At 34.3% G+C, this 19,333-nt stretch carries 14 protein-coding genes; 10 read left to right on the top strand and 4 right to left on the bottom strand.

What is annotated here, in order from left to right; genetic code table 11:
• Positions 1–44 precede the first annotated feature (44 nt).
• The 6 genes from AC6FXG_RS02275 to AC6FXG_RS02250 all read left to right on the top strand — a co-directional run bounded on the left by AC6FXG_RS02275 (position 45) and on the right by AC6FXG_RS02250 (position 9,007).
• Positions 45–737, top strand: a complete 693-nt coding sequence (locus tag AC6FXG_RS02275) for a metallophosphoesterase (protein WP_500571385.1) — start codon at positions 45–47, stop codon at positions 735–737.
• A 3-nt stretch (positions 738–740) separates the two neighbouring features.
• Positions 741–1,463 (top strand): glucosamine-6-phosphate deaminase, encoded by a 723-nt coding sequence (gene nagB, locus AC6FXG_RS02270; protein ID WP_500571384.1) that lies wholly within the window; start codon positions 741–743, stop codon positions 1,461–1,463.
• Positions 1,460–1,966 (top strand): class IV adenylate cyclase, encoded by a 507-nt coding sequence (locus AC6FXG_RS02265; protein ID WP_083427690.1) that lies wholly within the window; start codon positions 1,460–1,462, stop codon positions 1,964–1,966. The genes nagB and AC6FXG_RS02265 overlap by 4 nt, the downstream gene beginning before the upstream one ends.
• A 266-nt stretch (positions 1,967–2,232) precedes the next feature.
• Entirely contained in the window at positions 2,233–3,093 is an 861-nt protein-coding gene (gene ypfJ / locus AC6FXG_RS02260; RefSeq protein ID WP_075573538.1) for a KPN_02809 family neutral zinc metallopeptidase, read from the top strand.
• A gap of 8 nt (positions 3,094–3,101) precedes the next feature.
• Complete coding sequence (gene trpS / locus AC6FXG_RS02255; RefSeq protein ID WP_500571383.1) at positions 3,102–4,091, top strand: tryptophan--tRNA ligase; 990 nt, start codon at positions 3,102–3,104, stop codon at positions 4,089–4,091.
• Positions 4,091–9,007, top strand: a complete 4,917-nt coding sequence (locus tag AC6FXG_RS02250; protein WP_500571382.1) for a phosphoribosylformylglycinamidine synthase — start codon at positions 4,091–4,093, stop codon at positions 9,005–9,007. Before trpS ends, AC6FXG_RS02250 begins: the two co-directional genes overlap by 1 nt.
• Positions 9,008–9,070: 63 nt before the next feature.
• Here AC6FXG_RS02250 and AC6FXG_RS02245 read toward each other — a convergent pair whose 3' ends face one another.
• From AC6FXG_RS02245 to AC6FXG_RS02230, 4 genes are read right to left on the bottom strand one after another with little or no spacing between them, the layout of a single operon-like run.
• Entirely contained in the window at positions 9,071–10,765 is a 1,695-nt protein-coding gene (locus AC6FXG_RS02245; RefSeq protein WP_500571381.1) for a permease-like membrane multi-spanning protein, read from the bottom strand.
• The gene (locus AC6FXG_RS02240) at positions 10,758–11,492 is read right to left on the bottom strand and encodes an ABC transporter ATP-binding protein (RefSeq protein WP_500571380.1); all 735 of its coding nucleotides are present in this window, start codon (positions 11,490–11,492) and stop codon (positions 10,758–10,760) included. The genes AC6FXG_RS02245 and AC6FXG_RS02240 overlap by 8 nt, the downstream gene beginning before the upstream one ends.
• Before the next feature lie 20 nt (positions 11,493–11,512).
• On the bottom strand, positions 11,513–14,131 hold the full coding sequence (ppdK, locus tag AC6FXG_RS02235) for a pyruvate, phosphate dikinase (RefSeq protein WP_500571379.1): 2,619 nt from the start codon (positions 14,129–14,131) through the stop codon (positions 11,513–11,515).
• Entirely contained in the window at positions 14,131–14,574 is a 444-nt protein-coding gene (locus tag AC6FXG_RS02230; protein WP_500571378.1) for a kinase/pyrophosphorylase, read from the bottom strand. The genes ppdK and AC6FXG_RS02230 overlap by 1 nt, the downstream gene beginning before the upstream one ends.
• Before the next feature lie 167 nt (positions 14,575–14,741).
• On the opposite strand from AC6FXG_RS02230, the gene lepB reads away from it, so the two are divergent.
• The 4 genes from lepB (at position 14,742) to hemW (ending at position 19,236) form a co-directional block, all read left to right on the top strand.
• Entirely contained in the window at positions 14,742–15,338 is a 597-nt protein-coding gene (lepB, locus tag AC6FXG_RS02225; RefSeq protein ID WP_500571377.1) for a signal peptidase I, read from the top strand.
• A complete protein-coding gene (gene lepA, locus AC6FXG_RS02220; protein ID WP_500571376.1) occupies positions 15,335–17,137 on the top strand; it encodes a translation elongation factor 4 in 1,803 nt (600 codons plus the stop codon). Before lepB ends, lepA begins: the two co-directional genes overlap by 4 nt.
• Before the next feature lie 63 nt (positions 17,138–17,200).
• On the top strand, positions 17,201–18,103 hold the full coding sequence (locus AC6FXG_RS02215) for a radical SAM protein (RefSeq protein WP_500571375.1): 903 nt from the start codon (positions 17,201–17,203) through the stop codon (positions 18,101–18,103).
• A complete protein-coding gene (hemW, locus tag AC6FXG_RS02210; RefSeq protein WP_500571374.1) occupies positions 18,100–19,236 on the top strand; it encodes a radical SAM family heme chaperone HemW in 1,137 nt (378 codons plus the stop codon). The genes AC6FXG_RS02215 and hemW overlap by 4 nt, the downstream gene beginning before the upstream one ends.
• Positions 19,237–19,333 lie beyond the last annotated feature (97 nt).

Raw genomic sequence — 19,333 nt, 5'->3', positions numbered from 1 at the left:
GATTTTGAATAAAAAAAATAATATAATAAAATTGCAAATTTGAGGTGATTCATTTGATATATGCGATTGCAGATACTCATCTTGATGGTGGACAGGACAAGCCCATGGATGTATTTTCAGATATATGGTTGAACCACAAGGATAATATAGAAAAAAACTGGAAGGAGATTGTCACTGACGAAGATTATGTGCTTTTGGCAGGTGACATTTCCTGGGCCTTAAAATTAGAAGATGCTCTTGAAGATCTGAAATTTTTAGACCAATTGCCAGGACAAAAAATAATATCCAGGGGCAACCATGATTATTGGTGGTCAAGCCTGAAGAAGATGAAGGATTTAAATTTAAAAACAATTAATTTTTTACAAAATAATTCATTTTCTGTTGGCGACTATGAAATTGTTGGCAGCAGACTTTGGTGCGACGAAACTTCCAGAGAATTTGAAGAGGGCGACGAAAGAATAATTAATCGTGAAGTAATTAGATTAGAAATGTCTATTAAATCAGCTAAAAAAGATAGACCTATAGTTGCCATGGTTCATTATCCGCCATTTGATAACAATGGAAATCCAAATGTTTTCCATCAAGTGTTAAAAAATCACAATGTAAGCATTTGCATTTATGGCCACTTGCATGCAGATGGTCATAAAAAAGCTGTAGAAGGCTTGGTGGATGGAGTGGAGTATCATTTAACATCCGCCGATTATTTGAATTTTGCTCCAAAGTTGATTAGGAGGTAGTATATGAAAGTTATAGTTTGTAAAGATTACGATGAAATGAGCAAAAAGGCTGCAGAATTTTATGCAAGCAAAATTAAAGATGTAAAAGTCCTTGGGCTTGCAACAGGAAGCACACCTATTGGTTTATACAATGAGTTAGCTGATAAAAATAAAAAAGGAGAAATTTCTTTTAAAGACATAACAACAGTAAACTTGGACGAGTACATTGGTTTGCCAGAAGGTCATGAACAATCATATAAGCAATTTATGAGAGACAATTTCTTTGACCATATTGATATAGACATTAATAGGACTCATGTTCCAAGCGCTAAAGACCAAAATGATATTGAAGCATGCAAAGAATATGACAAGCTTATTGAATCTGTGGGCGGCATTGATATTCAACTATTAGGTGTTGGTGAAAATGGTCACATAGCATTTAATGAACCTGATGAAAGTCTTCCTTTTGGCACCAATATTGTAAAGCTAACTGATTCTACTATAGAAGTTAACTCTAGATTTTTTGATAGTGTAGATGAAGTTCCAAGATATGCTATTAGCATGGGTGTTGGAAAAATCATGGAAGCAAAGACCATTGTTATGATGGCAAATGGCAAGAGGAAGGCTGATGCCATTAGGGCTCTTATTAAATCAGATCAAGTCACGACTATGTGCCCAATATCACTTCTTAAACTTCACCATGATCTACATGTATTTATTGATGAAGAATTATATAAGGCCTTATGATAGAAAAAGAAATTGAGATCAAAGTTTTGGGATATAGCCTTGATGAGTTGAAAAATATGATTGAAGATTTGGGTGCAAAGTTTCAAGGAGTGGAAGAGCAAAGCAATTATCGTTTTGAAACACCAAATGTAAATGAAGATTCATATTTAAGATTAAGGGTCACTGACAAGTACTCTGAGTTTACTTTTAAGAAACGCTTAGGGTCTGTTGGAGCAAGGACAAATTCGGAACTTACAACAAGGATTGATGATCCTGAAGTATTTTTACAGATAATGGATGAGATCGGTATGAGTTATTCCTTACAAAAAAAGACTCGTTATAAGTATTTGCTAGATAAATTTGTTTTTGATATTGACCTATGGGATAAGGCAGTTTACCCTTATCCATATCTTGAAATAGAAGGACCTAGTCAAGAGGACCTAGACAAGATTTTAGCAAGGTTAAATATTCCAAAAGAAAATATAAGTACAAAGTCCATAGGAGAATTAATTAATGACCTTTAAAGTGCTTGAATTCAAACCCTTTTAATGCTATTATATATGGTAGGAGGGAATGAAATGGAAATGGCCTTTAGAGTAATTGGTAAATATACTTATGAGAGATTTTTTCTGTTTTATTTTCTAATATTTTTACAATCAAACCAGATGATTTTAAGCGATATTTTTAGATTTAAAAGTTTCGCTTAATTTATCTGGTTATTTTTATATGGTTTTTTAATTTATAAATTATAAAAATTTATTTAAATTTGAGAAGGGTCAGGTGACAAATTATGAAATGGCGGGGAAGACAAGGAAGTTCAAATATTGAAGATAGAAGATTTAACAGCGGTGGCGGCAGGCGTGGCCCTGGATTTAAATTAGGTGGTGGAGGCCTCATTATATTTGCAATTATTTATATTATAATGGGAGGCAATCCTCTAAGTTTGATTCCACTAGCAACCAACAGAACGCAGACAGCGCCTCAATATGTTGAAACTGAATCAGATAAAGAAAAGATGGAATTTTTAAGTGTCGTTTTAAAAGATACAGAGGATGTTTGGAACGAAGTTTTTAAAGAGTATAATCTTGAATACAAAACTACTAATCTAGTTGTATTTAACGGTGCAGTTAATTCTGCATGCGGTACTGCTCAAGCTGCTATGGGACCTTTTTATTGTCCTTTAGATAAAAAAATTTATATGGACCTGGACTTTTTTGATCAATTGAAGAACGAATTTGGTGCAAAAGGTGAGTTTGCAATTGCTTATGTACTTGCCCATGAAGTTGGTCACCATGTCCAAGATGAGCTTGGAATCTTAGGTGAAAAGCAACAGTTGAGAAAGCAACTTAGTGAAACAGAATACAATAAAATTTCTGTAAGAATTGAACTTCAAGCAGACTATCTCGCCGGAGTTTTTGCTAGCAGGATTGAAGATAAGGGTTATTTAGAAGTAGATGATATTGACGATGCAATTAGAGCTGCAGAGTCAGTAGGTGATGATATTTTACAAAAGAGGTATCAAGGAACAGTTGTGCCAGATGCTTTTACTCATGGCACAGCAGATATGAGGTCCCGTTGGTTTATGAAGGGCTATCGCTCAGGCAACTTTGATGAATTTGATACTTTTAAATATGAATATGACGATTTATAGGAGGGAAAATGAAAACAGTTTATAGTGCTATACAGCCATCAGGACTTTTGACAATTGGTAATTATATAGGTGCACTTAAACAATGGCCAAAGCTACAAGAAGAATATAAATGCCTGTTCTCTGTTGCAGATATGCATGCAATTACAGTTAGACAAGATCCTAAGGAATTAAGAGAGCGTTCTAGAATGCTAATTGCAGTTTACTTGGCTTGTGGCATTGATCCAAAGAAAAGCATTATGTATATCAATTCACATGTTAGTGAACATGCTGAGCTTGCTTGGATCTTGGATACCTATACAAGTATTGGTCAATTAAAGAGAATGCACCAATTTAAATCTAAGATTAAAGGCAATGAAGAAGGAGCTAATGCAGGTTTATTTTGCTATCCAGTCTTAATGGCAGCAGATATTTTGCTTTACAATACAGATTTTGTGCCTGTAGGAGACGACCAAAAACAACACGTAGAAATAACAAGGGATATAGCTGAAAGATTTAACTCAGCTTATGGAGATACATTTGTTATGCCTGAGCCTCTTATTTCAAAGACAGGAGCTAGGATTAAATCTTTACAAGATCCTATGGTAAAGATGAGTAAATCAGACCCTAACGACAATGCATACATTTTATTGTTGGAAGACGAAAAAACTCTTAAGAAAAAATTAGGCAGGGCTGTTACAGACTCTGTTGGTGAGATAAATTATACTGATGACCAACCAGGAGTTAAAAACCTAATCGATATTTATCAAGCCTTTACAGATGAAAGCCTAGAAGAAATTTTAAATAAATTTGAAGGCAAGGGTTATGGTGAATTAAAAAATCAAACTTTTGAAGCTGTGAACACTGTTTTAAAACCAATTAGAGAAAATACTGAAAAGTATTTAAGCGATCAGTCTTATATTGATCAAATTATAAAAGAAGGCGCTACTCACGCGAAGGAAATTGCGTCAGAAACCTTAGAAAGAGTCTATGATAAGGTGGGCTTTGTTAGGAGGATTTAATGAAAATATTAATTATTGGTAGCGGTGCAAGAGAGTACGCGATAGGTAAAAAGATTCATGACCAAAGGGGTTCAGAAGTGCAATTGTTTTTTGCGCCAGGTAATGCTGGAACTGAATTGATTGGAGAAAATGTAAGCATTCCTGACAGTGAGATTGCAAGCCTGCTTGTCTTTAGCCAAGAAGAAAATATCGACTACACAATTGTAGGACCAGAGGCTCCACTTGTTGAAGGCATTGCAGATGTATTTGAAAGGGCAGGAAAATTAATATTTGCTCCTTCAAAAGAGGCTTCACAAATTGAAGGATCAAAGGAATTTTGTAAAACTATATTGGCAAGCAAAAATATTCCTACGGCAAAATACAGGTCCTTTAAAGATGCAGGTGAAGCTATTAAATATGCAAAAGAGCTCAGGGATGAGTCTGAACAAAACTTAGTTGTTTTAAAAGCAGATGGACTTGCAGCAGGTAAAGGCGTTTTAATAGTATCAGATGATGTGGATATTGAAAACGGGGCAAAAAATGTTTTGGAAAATAAAATTTTTGGCGACCAAGTCTTGCTTGTTGAAGAATACTTAGAAGGATTTGAAACTTCGCTCATGGGATTTTTTGATGGCGAATCTTTCAAATTATTTAATCCCGTTAGAGACCACAAGACAATCTATGAAGGTAATGTAGGACCTAATACTGGAGGAATGGGAACTTTTACTCCTGATATGGAAGCTTTGATGTATAGGGATGAAATAAAAGAACAAATTATAGATCCATTTATTGAGGCTATTAATATTAATAAAATTGATTACAGGGGAATTGTTTTCTTTGGATTAATGATAACCAAGGATGGACCAAAAGTTCTTGAAATTAATACACGCTTTGGAGATCCAGAAACTCAAGTTGCCCTTATGGCGCTCGAAAGTGATTTGTTAAATCTAATGATGGCAACTAGCAAGAGAGAACTTAGCGAATGCTATATAAAGATTAATGATAAAAATATTGTAAATGTTGTAGCAGCAAGTGGCGGCTACCCAGGATCTTATGAAAAAGGCTATGAGATTAAGGGACTTGATAAGCTTTGTGATGTGGAAGTATTTTATGCTGGCGTAAAATCTGAGGATGGAAAGCTTCTGACAAATGGAGGAAGAGTGCTTAGCATTGCAGCTGCCGACAAATCAATGGAAGAAGCTGAGAGAATTGTTTATAAGGAAATTGAAAGGATTGAATTTAAGGATATGTATTACAGAAAAGATATAGCTCCAAATGTAAAGAGAATTTATGTAAACAAGAAAGACGAGTTTGACATTTTTTCAGAGGCAGTACTTAATCAATTACAAGAACATGGAATTAATCCATCCAAATGTAAATTATACAAGAGATATGACATTGAAGGTCTGACTAACAAAGAAATAGATTTAATCAAGGATACTATTTTAAGAGAACCTCCAGTAGATGATATTTATGTTGGGGACGATGCTCTTAGTTTGCAAAAATCTTTTAATGATGTTCTTGTTAGACAATACAAGGCCGGACAATTTGACCAAAGAGAACGCGGTTTAATTGATACAATAAAAAGCGTTATCCCAGGAGTAAATGTAGCTGCTCATGTTGCTGAAGTTATTTCCTTTGAAGGTGTTGATAAGGATACAATGACAAAGATAAAGAAAGTTCTAATCAATCCTGTAGATGAAGAAGAAGGAAGGCTCTTGGAGATTCCATCATCCATTAAAGACACAGGTAAAGCTGATAAAACTGTTGTAGTTTATGAAGGCTTTAAGGACTTTAACGAAAAAGACTTAGCTGAATTTTATAAGAGCCAAAGTCTTGCCATGGATCTAGAAGATTTAAAAATTATTCAAGACTACTTCAAAAAAGAAGGCAGAGATATAAATGATGTTGAGCTCTCAATGATCGATACTTATTGGTCAGACCATTGTAGGCACACAACTTTTAATACTGCTCTTACAAACATTAAATTTGAAAGCGAAAACTCAAAACGGGATAAGGCTCTTAAAGAGGCTTTTGAAAAATATTTGGCCAAGAGAGAAGAAATTAATAGAACAAAACCAGTTTCATTAATGGACCTTGGTACAATTCATGCAAGGTATATGAGACATTTGGGCAAGCTGGATGATGTAGAAGTGAGCGATGAAATTAATGCTTGCACACTTATCATTGATGCTGATGTGGATGGAGAAAAAGAAGAATATTTGTTCTTCTTCAAAAACGAAACTCACAACCACCCAACAGAAATTGAACCATTTGGTGGCGCACAAACTTGCTTAGGCGGAGCTATCAGAGATCCATTATCTGGCAGGGGTTATGTATATCAAGCTATGAGAATTACAGGAGCTTCAGATCCTATTAATGATTATGAGCTCAAAGGAAAATTAACTCAAAAGAAAATTGTTCGCGATGCAGCTAAAGGTTATTCATCTTACGGTAACCAAATTGGTTTAGCTACAGGATATGTAGAAGAATTATTCCACCCTGGTTATAAAGCAAAGAGAATGGAGGTCGGCGCCGTAGTAGGTGCTGCCCCAAGAAAATATGTTAAGCGCGAAAATCCTGAACCAGGTGATGTAATTGTATTATTGGGTGGACGCACAGGTCGTGATGGCGTTGGCGGAGCAACAGGTTCTTCTAAATCACATGATGAATCAAGTGTCAAAAAATCTGGTGCAGAAGTTCAAAAGGGTCACGCACCAACAGAAAGAAAAATTCAAAGACTATTTAGACGACCAGAAGTTACTTCGATGATTAAGAAATGTAATGACTTTGGTGCTGGCGGAGTAAGTGTTGCCATTGGTGAATTAGCTGATTCACTTGATATTTATTTGGACAGAGTTCCTTTAAAATACAAGGGGCTTACACCAAGAGAAATTGCAATTTCTGAATCTCAAGAGAGAATGGCTGTTGTAATTAGGTCTAAAGACTTAAATGAATTCTTGAAATATGCTGAAGAAGAAAATCTAGAAGCTACTCATGTTGCAGATGTTGTTGATACTGGCAGGATGAAAATCTTCTATCATGATGATATCGTTGTAGATCTTTCTCGTGAGTTCTTGAATTCAACAGGGGCTGAAAAAACTCAAGATGTTAGTGTTGAAGGATTAAATGAAATTAATTTCTTTAAGGAAAAGAATACAGAGAAAATTGAAAAGAGAATGGCTGGCCTTGACCAAGCTTCAAGAAAGAACTTGCTTGAAAACTTTGACTTCTCAGTTGGAAGGGCAACTATAAATGCACCTCTAGGTGGTAAAAATGAATTGACTCCTATTAATGCAATGGCTGCAAAGATTCCATCAAAGACTGACCTTACAAGGACCACAACATACATGAGTTATGGCTTTATACCTTATTTGTCAGCTGAAGATCCATTTGTGGGAAGCTATTATTCAGTTCTTTTATCAGTCTTTAAATTAGTTGCATCAGGTGCTCCTCTTGCAACAATTAGAACCTCTTATCAAGAATATTTTGAAAAGATGGGAGACAATCCAAAGACCTGGCAAAAGCCATTTATAGCTCTGCTAGGCGCTTTAAAGGCAAGCTCAATTGTAAGCACACCACCAATTGGCGGTAAGGACTCAATGAGCGGAACTTTTGAAGATCTAAATGTACCACCAACACTAATTTCATTTGCAGTTGGCTATGGGGACAAGGATTATGTGACAACTTCAGAAATGAAGGGTGGCCACAAAATTGCCTTAATTGAAATAGACACAGATGAATTTGGTCTAGCAGATGATAAGGAAATTTTAGACAAGCTCGCTATCATTGAAGAACAAATTCAAAAGAAAAATATCAAAACTTCATTTGTTTGTGATAATGCAAGTGTGCTTGAAGCTTTGATAAAAATGTGCGTTGGAAATGATGTTTGCGTAGATGTAAAGCTGACTGATAATGACCAATACAAAAAGACTCCTTTAACAGTTATTGTTGAATACGATGAAGACTTTGAGGGGATTAGAGAAATTGGTAAATCTGGCACTGAAGATTTTATCGTAAACGGCGAAAAACTTGCTTACGAAGATATTAAAAAAGCTTTTGTAAATGGCTTAAATGAAATTTACGGCACAAACAAAGATCAAGAAACTCAAGATCTTTATTTCCATGAATCTATTAACAGAAGGATGAAGTCCTATAAGCCGGTTGAAAAAGTTCGCGTTGTAATTCCAGTTTTTGAAGGTACAAACAGCGAATTTGATTCAAGACTTGCTTTTGAAAAGGAAGGCGCTTATGTTCAAGAGGTACTCATCAAAAACTTAACTCCTGAACTATTAGAAGCGTCAATCAAAGAGTTTGCACTTGCTATTAACAATGCGCAAATATTATTTATTCCAGGTGGTTTTTCAATGAGCGACGAACCAGACGGAAGTGCAAAGTTTATTGCAAATGTTCTTAGAAATAAGGATGTTAAAGAAGCAATCGAGCATCTTGTATCTGAAGAAGGCAATGACGGTTTGGTCTTAGGTGTATGTAATGGATTCCAAGCTCTAATTAAAACGGGGCTCCTACCATTTGGCCAAATTAAAAATTTAAGTGAAGACGATGCAACACTTACATTTAATACTCTTGGCCGTCACATCTCAAGAATAATTACAACTAAGCCACAAACTTTAAACTCACCATGGTTAAAGTATATTGAAAACAAAGAATATAGGGTTCCAATCTCACACGGAGAAGGTAGATTCTATTGTTCAGATGAAATGTACAAGGACCTTGTGGATAAAGATCAAGTTGCATTTAAATATGTAATAAATCCAAATGGAAGTTCACATGGCATTGAATCCATTATGGATCCAAGTGGCAAGATACTTGGAAAGATGGGCCACTCAGAACGCGTAAGCGAAGACACTTATAAAAATATACCAGACATTGAATATATGAACTTATTCAAGGCTGGAGTAGAATACTTCAAGTAAAATAAACAAATAAAATAGGCCTTAGCTTCTAAAAGCTAAAGCCTATTTTTTATTCTAATAATATTATTCATCTCTGTATTTGGGAAGCTTTTCTTCTAAAGTTGATATATTTAACTTGTAAATTACTCCGCCAAATATTAAACATAAGAGCATATATATAAGAGAAACATATTGGACCACTGTAAACAAGTCTTCATACAAGGCTGCAAAAAATTTATATAGAAGATATATAATTAGTGCATTTGCAAAGGTGAAAGCCATGCTTTTAAGTGGGTTAGTACCGCCCTTAACAGCTCTTTGCGGTGAGTCCCAATCAAAATATGGATATTTAATGCCTATATACAAATCAATATTGGAATAATAAAACCAAGATATCACGGCTCCTCCTGCAAAGGCAAGAGGCATAGTGAGAGATGATATTGTTAGACCAGATTTAATTATAGTTAATGCAATGATAATAATAATTGCAAAAAAAGCATTAAAAGCACTTATCCAAAGGGAGGCGAGTAGTCTACCATCTACTTGATCTTTAGCGGTTGTGGGAAGGGTTTTTATTACATTAATTTTATTGCCTTCTCTGGTGATTGTACTTATAGTTGAAGAGTTTAAAGAAACAAATGTTGTATATAAAAATCCAATTAGCATGCAGGAAAAAATCTCTTCTAGGATATTTTCACCAAAATTATAGTCTAAACCTCCAAATAACCCTGATAGGCTAACTCCATCCTTGGCAGCGGCTCCTAAGAATCCAATTGAAAATATTATTATAAATATAATTCCTATAGCCATGATATTGAAAAAATATATTGGAGTTTTGAGAATCTCTTTAAATTCTTTATTTGCAATTTCTCTAACAACTGATCTCTTTTTAATCTTTAAAGCTTTCTTGCGTTTTTTCTTTCTGGTTCCTGTTATGGAGTTAAGTTCGAGGCCTTTTTGCAAGGCTTTTTCCGAAAAACGACCAACAAGATACATTATTGCAAACACAAGCCCTGCATACACAAGAGTATATAAGAGGCTTAACAAAATATTTTTGTTAAATATTTTTACCATAAAAAATGCATGCGGTAAAAATCTAAAAACTGAATTATCAAAATTTTTAACAACTGTCATAAGAGAATCTGCAGTATTTATATATCTGATAATTAGTATATAAATTACCAAGCCAGCCATTAAAGCCAAAGCTTGCATAATATTTTTTAGATTTGAAATCCTGTTTAAATACTTCATTAATTTTATAATAATAAAGGATAATAGTGATATTATAAGCATATTTGTTAAGAATATACTTATTAAAACAGTTAGGTAAATTATTATGTTATATGAAGAGAAATAGCAGAGCCTAATAAAAGTTGGAATTATTAAAAATAAGGATACAAATAAACTATCTATAAAAATAGAAATAGATTTACTGATTATAATATCCCTGTTTTTAATTGGCAGCGTTTGCATTATTTTTATGTCATTTGAAAAATATAGGTTTGACATAATAGAGGGAAGGACAGTAAAGACAAGAAAGAGGATATGAGATGTACTTATTGATACAATAAATAAATTAATCATACCTGCTTGAACCAAAGAACCCACTTGCTTGAATAAAAATTGTTGTAACAAGACTGCGTAAAAAGCAATTATAATAAATGAAAAGACTAGAGAAAATAACTTTCTTCTTTCTTTTTTGTCTTTAAGAGCAGTTCCTGGGTGAAAAAGTGCACTATATTTGGTATATAAATCTTTTTTTACTAGAGTTTTAATCATTTTTGGTTAGCTCCAAGAATATTTTTTCAAGATTTCCTTCAGCTTCAGGTACAAGCTCTTTAATTTCTTCTACGCTTCCTCTTGCGATTATTTTTCCATTATTAATAATAATTATATCGTCACATACATTTTGGGCCACTTCCATTACGTGAGTAGAAAAGAGGACGACCTTTCCGTCGTCCGCTCTTTGTCTCATAATTTCTTTTAAATTAAATGAACTTTTTGGATCAAGTCCAACCATCGGCTCATCTAAGATAAAGTAGTCAGGGTCGTGTATTAAACCTCCGATTAAAGCAAGTTTTTGTTGCATACCGTGTGAATATCCAGAAATTGTTTGATCAAGCGCAAAGTCTAGTTCAAATATTTTTGCATATTTTTCAACTTCCTCTTGAGCAAGTTCTGGATCCATTTGATATACATTTGCTATAAAGTTTAAATACTCGAAACCTGTCATTGTTTCGTATAGAAGAGGATTATCAGGTATATAACTTATAAGCTTTTTGCTTTCATAGCCATCTGTTGTTACATCATAACCATTTACAGTAACCTTGCCATGAGTAGGAGAGAGGATGCCAACAATCATATTTATTGTTGTAGTTTTACCGGCACCATTTGGTCCAAGAAAACCTGTTATCTTTCCGCCTTCTATATCAAGGTTTACACTATCAACGGCGATTTTAGAGGCAAAAGCCTTTGTAACATTTTGAAGCTTAATAGCTTTGTTCATAAAATCCTCCTAAAGTATTTTTATTTTTGTTTTTTAAGCTCGATTGCTGATTGTGCAGCAGCAAGTCTTGCGATTGGAACTCTGTATGGTGAGCAGCTTACATAATCTAAGCCAACTTTTCCAAAGAACTTAATTGAATCAGGATCTCCACCAGCTTCACCGCATACACCCACATGAAGATTTGGATTTGATTCGCGGCCAAGTCTTGTAGCCATTTCAATTAATTTACCAACGCCTTCAGTATCCAAAGATTCAAAAGGACTTACCTTAAAGATTCCTCTATCAACATATTCTGCGATAAATGGACCTGAGTCGTCGCGGCTAAAGCCAAATGTCATTTGAGTCATATCGTTTGTACCAAAGCTAAAGAAGTCAGCTTCTTTTGCAATTTGGTCAGCGAGTAGGGCGGCACGAGGGATTTCAATCATGGTACCTACTTCATAATCAATCTTTGCTGATTTTTCTTCAAAAACTTTTTCGATTTCTTCTTTAATTTGCCCCTTTACATATTCGAGTTCTTTTATATCACCAACAAGTGGAATCATAATATGTGGTGTAGTTTCACCAACTTCAATTGCAGCTTCCATAATAGCACGGGCTTGCATCTTGTAAATTTCTGGATAAGAAACTGCAAGTCTGCATCCTCTGTGACCAAGCATTGGATTAAGTTCTTTTAATTCTTCAATCCTGTCGCAAAGTGCTTCATAACTTACCCCAAGATCGCCCGCAATTTGTTTTATATCGCTTTCTTTAACAGGCAAGAATTCATGTAGAGGTGGATCTAAGAGACGAATGGTAACAGGTAGGCCCTTCATTGCTTCGAAGATTCCAACGAAGTCAGATTTTTGATGAGGCAATAATTTATCAAGTGAAGCTTGTCTTTCTTCAGTTGTTTTTGCAAGAATCATTTTTCTAACATCGATGATTCTCTTTTCATCAAAGAACATGTGTTCTGTTCTTGTTAAGCCGATGCCCTTAGCACCAAATTTTCTGGCAGCCGAAGCATCTTTTGGTGTATCAGCATTTGTGTATACACCCATTACCTTATATTCATCAGCCCATTCCATAAATGTTTCGAAATTGCCGGAAAGTTGTGGTTCAATCTTTTTGATTTCACCAAGGTAAACGATACCATTTGTTCCGTCAATTGAAATTGTTTCACCTTCTTTTATTTCAAGGCCATTGTGGGCTCTGATAATCTTGCTTCTTTCATCAACTCTGAGCTCTGAGCAACCAGCTACACAGCATTTGCCCATGCCTCTTGCAACTACAGCTGCGTGTGAGGTCATACCACCTCTAGCTGTTAAAATACCTTCAGCTAAAACCATTCCTTCAAGGTCTTCAGGTGAAGTTTCTTCACGAACTAGAATTGTCTTAATACCTTTATCGTGTTTTTTCTTAACGTCTTCGGGTGAGAAGACAACAACTCCGCTTGCAGCTCCTGGAGAAGCAGGTAAGCCCTTTGTAAGGACTTCTTTATCCTTAAGATCGTCTTCGTCAAATTGATAGTGCATAAGTTGGTTTAATTGATTAGGTTCAACTTTTAATAAGGCTTCTTCTTTTGTTAAAAGGCCTTCGTTAACCATATCTACTGCAATATTTAATGCAGCCTTACCAGTTCTCTTACCATTTCTGGTTTGAAGGAAGTAGAGTTTACCTTCTTCGATTGTGAACTCAACGTCTTGCATATCTTTATAGTGTTTTTCAAGGCTTTCAATTGTTTCAAGGAATTTATTATATACAGCTTCATTTTCTTCTTTTAAAGTTTCTATATCATGTGGGGTTCTAATTCCAGCAACAACGTCTTCACCTTGGGCGTTCATTAAGTATTCGCCGAATAATTTATTTTCGCCGTTGGAAGGGCTTCTTGAGAAGCATACGCCAGTACCACTAGTTTCTCCCATATTACCAAATACCATTGATTGAACATTAACAGCTGTACCTAGGTTGTCGTCAATCTTGTGAAGTCTTCTATAAGTTTTCGCACGGGGATTCATCCACGATTTAAATACAGCAATAATTGAAAGTTCAAGTTGTTTTAATGGATCAGCAGGGAAGTCTTCATTAGTATGTTTTTTGTAGATTTCTTTAAATTTTCCTACAAGTTTCTTTAAGCCTTCAACTGAGATTTCTTGGTCCATACTTACATTTTCTTCAGCTTTGATATCTTCAAGGGCATCATCAAATTCATATTTTGGTAAACCCATAGCAACATCAGAAAACATTTGAATAAAACGTCTGTAGCTATCAAAAGCAAAGCGTTCGTTTGAAGTTTTTTCTGCTAAAGCTTTTACAGTATCATCGTTTAGACCTAAATTCAAAATTGTATCCATCATTCCAGGCATTGAAAAAACTGCACCTGACCTTACTGAAAAGAGTAGAGGATTGGATGATGAACCAAATTTTTTATCGGTGTGAGATTCGACTTCTTGAATTCTTTTTAAAACTTCTTCCATCAAATGTTCTGGTAGCATTTCTTTGTTTTCATAAAATGCCTTACATGCATCTGTGGAAATAGTAAATCCTGGTGGAACTGGAATACCCATTACGGTCATTTCAGCAAGGTTAGCACCTTTACCACCTAATAGAGAACGCATACTTGCGTTGCCTTCTTCAAAACTGTAAGTAAATTTTGACATTACTCCTCCTTAAAGTTAATTCTGTCTTTAATAAATTCTGCCGCCTCTTCATTAGAGTAGTTATCAAGATCTATAATAGGGCATCTAATATTTTCATAAATATTATTTGCATACTCAAGCTCTTTAAAAATCCTGGCTTCAGTTGCGTAGTTGGAAGATATTCCTAAATATTTCTCTCTTGTGCTACGAAATTTCTTGAGGCTTTCTACCGAACGAATTAATCCAAAGCACTTACGCCTTGGCAACTCTTTATAAATATTTAGGTTAATTTCTGGTACCAAAGGAATATTTAAAGCTTTAATCCCAAAATAACCCAAATAAAAACAAAGAGGTGTTTTTCCCACGCGTGAAGGACCTAAAATAATACAATCACAATTTTCAAAGTGATCAAGTATTTTGCCGTCGTCGTGTTCAAAATTAAAGTTGATTACATCTATAACCATAACTCACCTCTCATATATGATACATTATACACCATAATCCCACATAAATCAAAGAATGATGAGGGGAAATTTAACTTTTTATTTTTTATTTTTAATAAATTAAAATTGACAAATCTCAGGAAATGTGATGTAATATAACTACATGATTACTTATATAGGAGAGAAAAATGAATGAAATAAATCCACAAGAAAATAGTCAAATAAACTCTGAAAATGAGCAAGACAATACAGATGATCAAAAAATCAATTGGAAGCGTGAGCTGATGGAATGGGTTAAGTCAATTGCGTTTGCATTTATAGCAGCACTTTTAATTACAAAATTTATTTTTACATTTACAGTTGTTAGGGGCAAGAGTATGTTTCCAACCCTGCACAATAGCGATAGGCTGGTTGAATTAAAGATCGATAAGATTTTTTATAAATATGACCGGGGAGATATTGTAGTTATAAAAGACAAGGAACTAACTGGCAATGATTTTTATGTTAAAAGAATTGTGGCTGTTGGTGGAGATAATATAAAAATTATGGATGGTCAAGTTATTTTAAACGGCCAAGTTTTAGAAGAAAATTATATTGATAATTTATATACAGAAGGAAATGTTGATTACACATTAGAGGACGATGAAGTTTTCGTGCTTGGGGACAATAGACTTCCAAATGCAAGCAAGGATTCCAGATTTTTTGGCCCTGTTAATAGAAAATCGATAGACGGAAGATGTGTATTGAGGGTATTTCCTTTTAATAGATTTGGAGGACTTAATTGAAAAAAGAACATATTAGAAACTTTTCGATAATTGCACATATCGATCACGGCAAGAGCACACTTGCAGATAGATTATTGGAGTCTACGAATACAGTTGAAAAAAGAAATTTGAAACAACAGACACTAGACAGCATGGATCTGGAGCGTGAAAGAGGTATTACAATTAAATTAAAAGCGGTTAGATTAGATTACAAGGCTGATGATGGAAATACTTATGCCTTAAATCTAATAGATACACCAGGCCATGTTGACTTTAACTACGAAGTTTCTAGATCTTTGGCTGCTTGTGAGGGTGCAGTTTTGGTAGTGGATGCTACTCAAGGCGTTGAAGCACAAACTCTAGGCAATGTTTATCTTGCCCTTGACCAAGACTTGGAAATTCTTCCTGTTATTAATAAGATGGACCTTCCTTCAGCAAGGCCAGAGGAAGTTAAGCATGAAATCGAAGATTTAATTGGCATTGATGCGGAGGATGTTCCTTTAATATCTGCAAAGACAGGTCTTAATATCAAAGACGTCTTAGAGGATATTGTAAAAAATGTTCCAGCACCAGATGGAAATGATGATGGTCCACTTAAGGCCTTAATCTTTGACTCATACTATGATCAATATCTGGGCGTTGTTTCTTATATTAGAGTTTTTGAAGGCAAAATCAAGCCAGGTATGAATATAAGACTAATGAGCACAGGAAAGGAATACGAAGTCACAGAGGTTGGCGTAAATGTAACTACCATGAAGCAAGTTGATGAGCTAGCTTCTGGAGAGGTTGGATATTTTACAGCAGCTATTAAAGAAGTTAAAGATGCACGTGTTGGTGATACAGTTACAGATGCAGATAATCCAACAGCGGAATCACTTCCAGGCTATAAAAAAGTAGTTCCCATGGTTTACTGCGGTGTATATCCATCTGAAGGACAAGATTATAATACAGTTAGAGAAGCTCTTGAAAAGCTTCAAGTAAATGATGCTTCATTAGTTTTTGAGGCTGAGACATCAAAGGCACTTGGTTTTGGCTTTAGGTGTGGTTTCTTGGGTCTTTTACACATGGAAATTATCCAAGAAAGAATTGACCGCGAATTTGATTTGAATATTATCGCAACTGCACCAAGTGTTATCTATAGAGTTCATAAGACAGATGGAGAAATGTTAGAAATTCAAAACCCAACTAACCTGCCTCCAGTTTCTGAAATTGATTATATAGAAGAGCCAATGGTTGAGGCTGAAATAATGGCTCCAAAAGACTATGTTGGTAACATTATGGATATTTGTATTGATAGACGCGGTGAATATTTGGGTATGCACTATCTGGATGAGCGCAGAGTAAGCATTAATTTTAAATTGCCATTAAACGAAGTTATTTATGATTTCTTTGATGCTCTAAAATCAAATACCAAAGGTTATGCTTCACTTGACTATGAACTATGCGGTTATCAAAAATCAGATCTTGTTAAGTTAGATATTTTAATCAATGGCGAACTTGTAGACGCATTTAGCTTAATTGTTCATGAAAGCAAGGCCTACACAAGAGGTCGTGATATAGCAGAGAGGTTAAAGGATGTTATTCCTAAACATCAATTTGCTGTTCCTATTCAAGCTGCAATTGGTTCTAAGATAATTGCCCGTGAAACTATCTCCGCTCTTAGAAAAGACGTTTTGGCCAAGTGTTATGGTGGGGATATTTCTAGAAAGAAGAAACTTCTTGAAAAGCAAAAAGAAGGTAAGAAGCGCATGAGGTCAGTAGGTAATGTCGATGTACCTCAAGAAGCTTTCTTGGAAGTGTTAAAATATAAAGAAAAATAATTATAGCTGCATTTTTGCAGCTTTTTTCTTACATATGTTATAATGATTAGGGGGATGATTTTTGTGGATGATTTTTATCCAATTTATATGTATACACCAATGAGTGAAATGCACAATGAAATGATACCTGTAACTATGGGCTGCTCGTATCAGCGTTGTTTGTATTGCGATTTAAATTATAGGCAAAAATTTAAAATATTTCCCATTGAAGAGATTAAAGAATATATAGTTAAGCGTAAATGTGAATTAGATAAGATTAATAGAAAGCCCACAAAATTTACCTTGCTTGAAGGCAATCCCCTATGTATAAAGACGGATTACCTGCTAGAGATTTTTAAAATTTTAAATGTGAATTTTGATGTGGATTATATTTCTATGTTTGCAAGGGCAAATGATGTTTTAAATAAAACTGATGAAGAGTTATTAAAATTAAAAGATATGGGCATGGATAGGTTATGCTTGGGCCTTGAAAGTGGCAGCGATTTAGTCTTGGATTTTCAAAAGAAGGGTCATAGTGTTTCAGATTCAATTGAGGCTTGCCATAAGCTTGATAGGCTAGGTATAAGTTACAGCACTTATTTTATGTTGGGCTTGGGCGGCAAGGAATTCACAGAAGATCACAGAACCAAAACACCCATTTTAATCAATCAGATAAAACCTTTTGAAATTATCTTTGTAACTACAGTTATATTTAAAAGAGCTCCCTTAAAAAAACTTGTCCAAGATCAGTCATTTAAAAGGTTAAGTATTAGGGAGTCACTTGAAGAGGAAAGAGAGATTTTAAAGAATATTAATATTGATACAATAATAAAAGCTAGTCACAAGACAAACGCTTTACCATTACTGGCAAAATTTCCTGAACACAAGGATCTGTGTATAGAAAAAATAGATAAATATCTTGAAAATTCTGATAAGATTTTGCAAGCCAATGAAAGAAATAAATGGAAGGTTTGGGGTAAGGAATGATGCAAAGCCTTGGAATATATATGCACATACCATTTTGCAGAAGCAAGTGCAATTATTGCGACTTTTTAACAATGGTTCCTAATAACAGTCAAAAAATCGATGAATATACTGAATATTTATTAAGAGAAATAAATATTCTTGCAGATAATTTTGCTGATAGGGAAGTTGATACCATATATTTTGGTGGCGGCACACCTTCATTACTCACAAGTGATCAAATTTATAAGATATTAGATTGTATCTATAAAAAATTTAAAGTGAGTTCAAAAGCTGAAATTACTATTGAAATAAATCCGGAAACAATTGATAACAAGTGGATAAAAAATTTAAAAAAAGCAGGCGTAAATAGGGCTAGTGTAGGTTTTCAAAATTCAAATCAAGAAATATTAGATTTAATTGGACGCAAATCAACTTTAAATATGTTTTTAGATACAATTGATTTCCTACAAAAAGAATCTATAAATAATATTTCTGCAGATATAATTCTATCGCTTCCTAATACAAATGTAGAGACAACTTTAAGGGATGCAAAACTTTTGGCTGATTTAAATATTCCTCATATAAGTGCCTATTCACTTATACTTGAAGAAAAAACTTTGCTCTATAGACAAGTTAAGGAAGGGAAAATTAAATTATTAGACGATGAGTTAGATAGGGAGATATACCATGAGTTTTGTCATTATTTAAAGTCTAGAGGATATCGTAGATATGAAGTTTCGAGCTTTTCAAAAGCTGGATACGAGAGCAAGCATAATTCAAGATACTGGAATTTAAGCGAGTATTTAGGACTTGGTCTTGGTGCCAGTGGATTTATAAATAATATGAGGACTAAAAATCCTGTAAAACTTTTTGATTACTATAAGCGAATAGATAATAATAAAATACCTTATGATATTGAGTACGAGCTTTCTAAAGAGGATATGATGAGCGAATATTCTTTTTTAGCTCTAAGGACTGCCAAGGGAATAGATAAAAAATTTTTCAAAGAAAAATTCAATGTAGATTTTGATAAAATGTTTAATTTAAAAGTTCACGAAGATAACGGACTCATTATAAACGATAAAGATTTTGTAAGTCTAACTGAAAAGGGCTTTGATTTATCCAACTTAGTAGAAGTTGATTTATTATTATAAAATGGAGGAACACTATTGAAAAAAGTTTTGCTTTTAATATTAATATGCTTAAAAAGTAAATAAAATTTCTGCACAAAACTCTCTTGCCTGGAGAGTT

Source organism: Ezakiella massiliensis (assembly GCF_059862345.1).
This window is presented reverse-complemented; position numbering and strand designations above follow the sequence as displayed.

Bases quoted from the DNA above. Each gene is read 5' to 3' on its own strand.
- nagB (WP_500571384.1), top strand. From the start codon at position 741: ATGAAAGTTATAGTTTGTAAAGATTACGATGAAATGAGCAAAAAGGCT.
- AC6FXG_RS02265 (WP_083427690.1), top strand. From the start codon at position 1,460: ATGATAGAAAAAGAAATTGAGATCAAAGTTTTGGGATATAGCCTTGAT.
- ypfJ (WP_075573538.1), top strand. From the start codon at position 2,233: ATGAAATGGCGGGGAAGACAAGGAAGTTCAAATATTGAAGATAGAAGA.
- trpS (WP_500571383.1), top strand. From the start codon at position 3,102: ATGAAAACAGTTTATAGTGCTATACAGCCATCAGGACTTTTGACAATT.
- AC6FXG_RS02250 (WP_500571382.1), top strand. From the start codon at position 4,091: ATGAAAATATTAATTATTGGTAGCGGTGCAAGAGAGTACGCGATAGGT.
- AC6FXG_RS02245 (WP_500571381.1), bottom strand. From the start codon at position 10,765: ATGATTAAAACTCTAGTAAAAAAAGATTTATATACCAAATATAGTGCA.
- AC6FXG_RS02240 (WP_500571380.1), bottom strand. From the start codon at position 11,492: ATGAACAAAGCTATTAAGCTTCAAAATGTTACAAAGGCTTTTGCCTCT.
- ppdK (WP_500571379.1), bottom strand. From the start codon at position 14,131: ATGTCAAAATTTACTTACAGTTTTGAAGAAGGCAACGCAAGTATGCGT.
- AC6FXG_RS02230 (WP_500571378.1), bottom strand. From the start codon at position 14,574: ATGGTTATAGATGTAATCAACTTTAATTTTGAACACGACGACGGCAAA.
- lepB (WP_500571377.1), top strand. From the start codon at position 14,742: ATGAATGAAATAAATCCACAAGAAAATAGTCAAATAAACTCTGAAAAT.
- hemW (WP_500571374.1), top strand. From the start codon at position 18,100: ATGATGCAAAGCCTTGGAATATATATGCACATACCATTTTGCAGAAGC.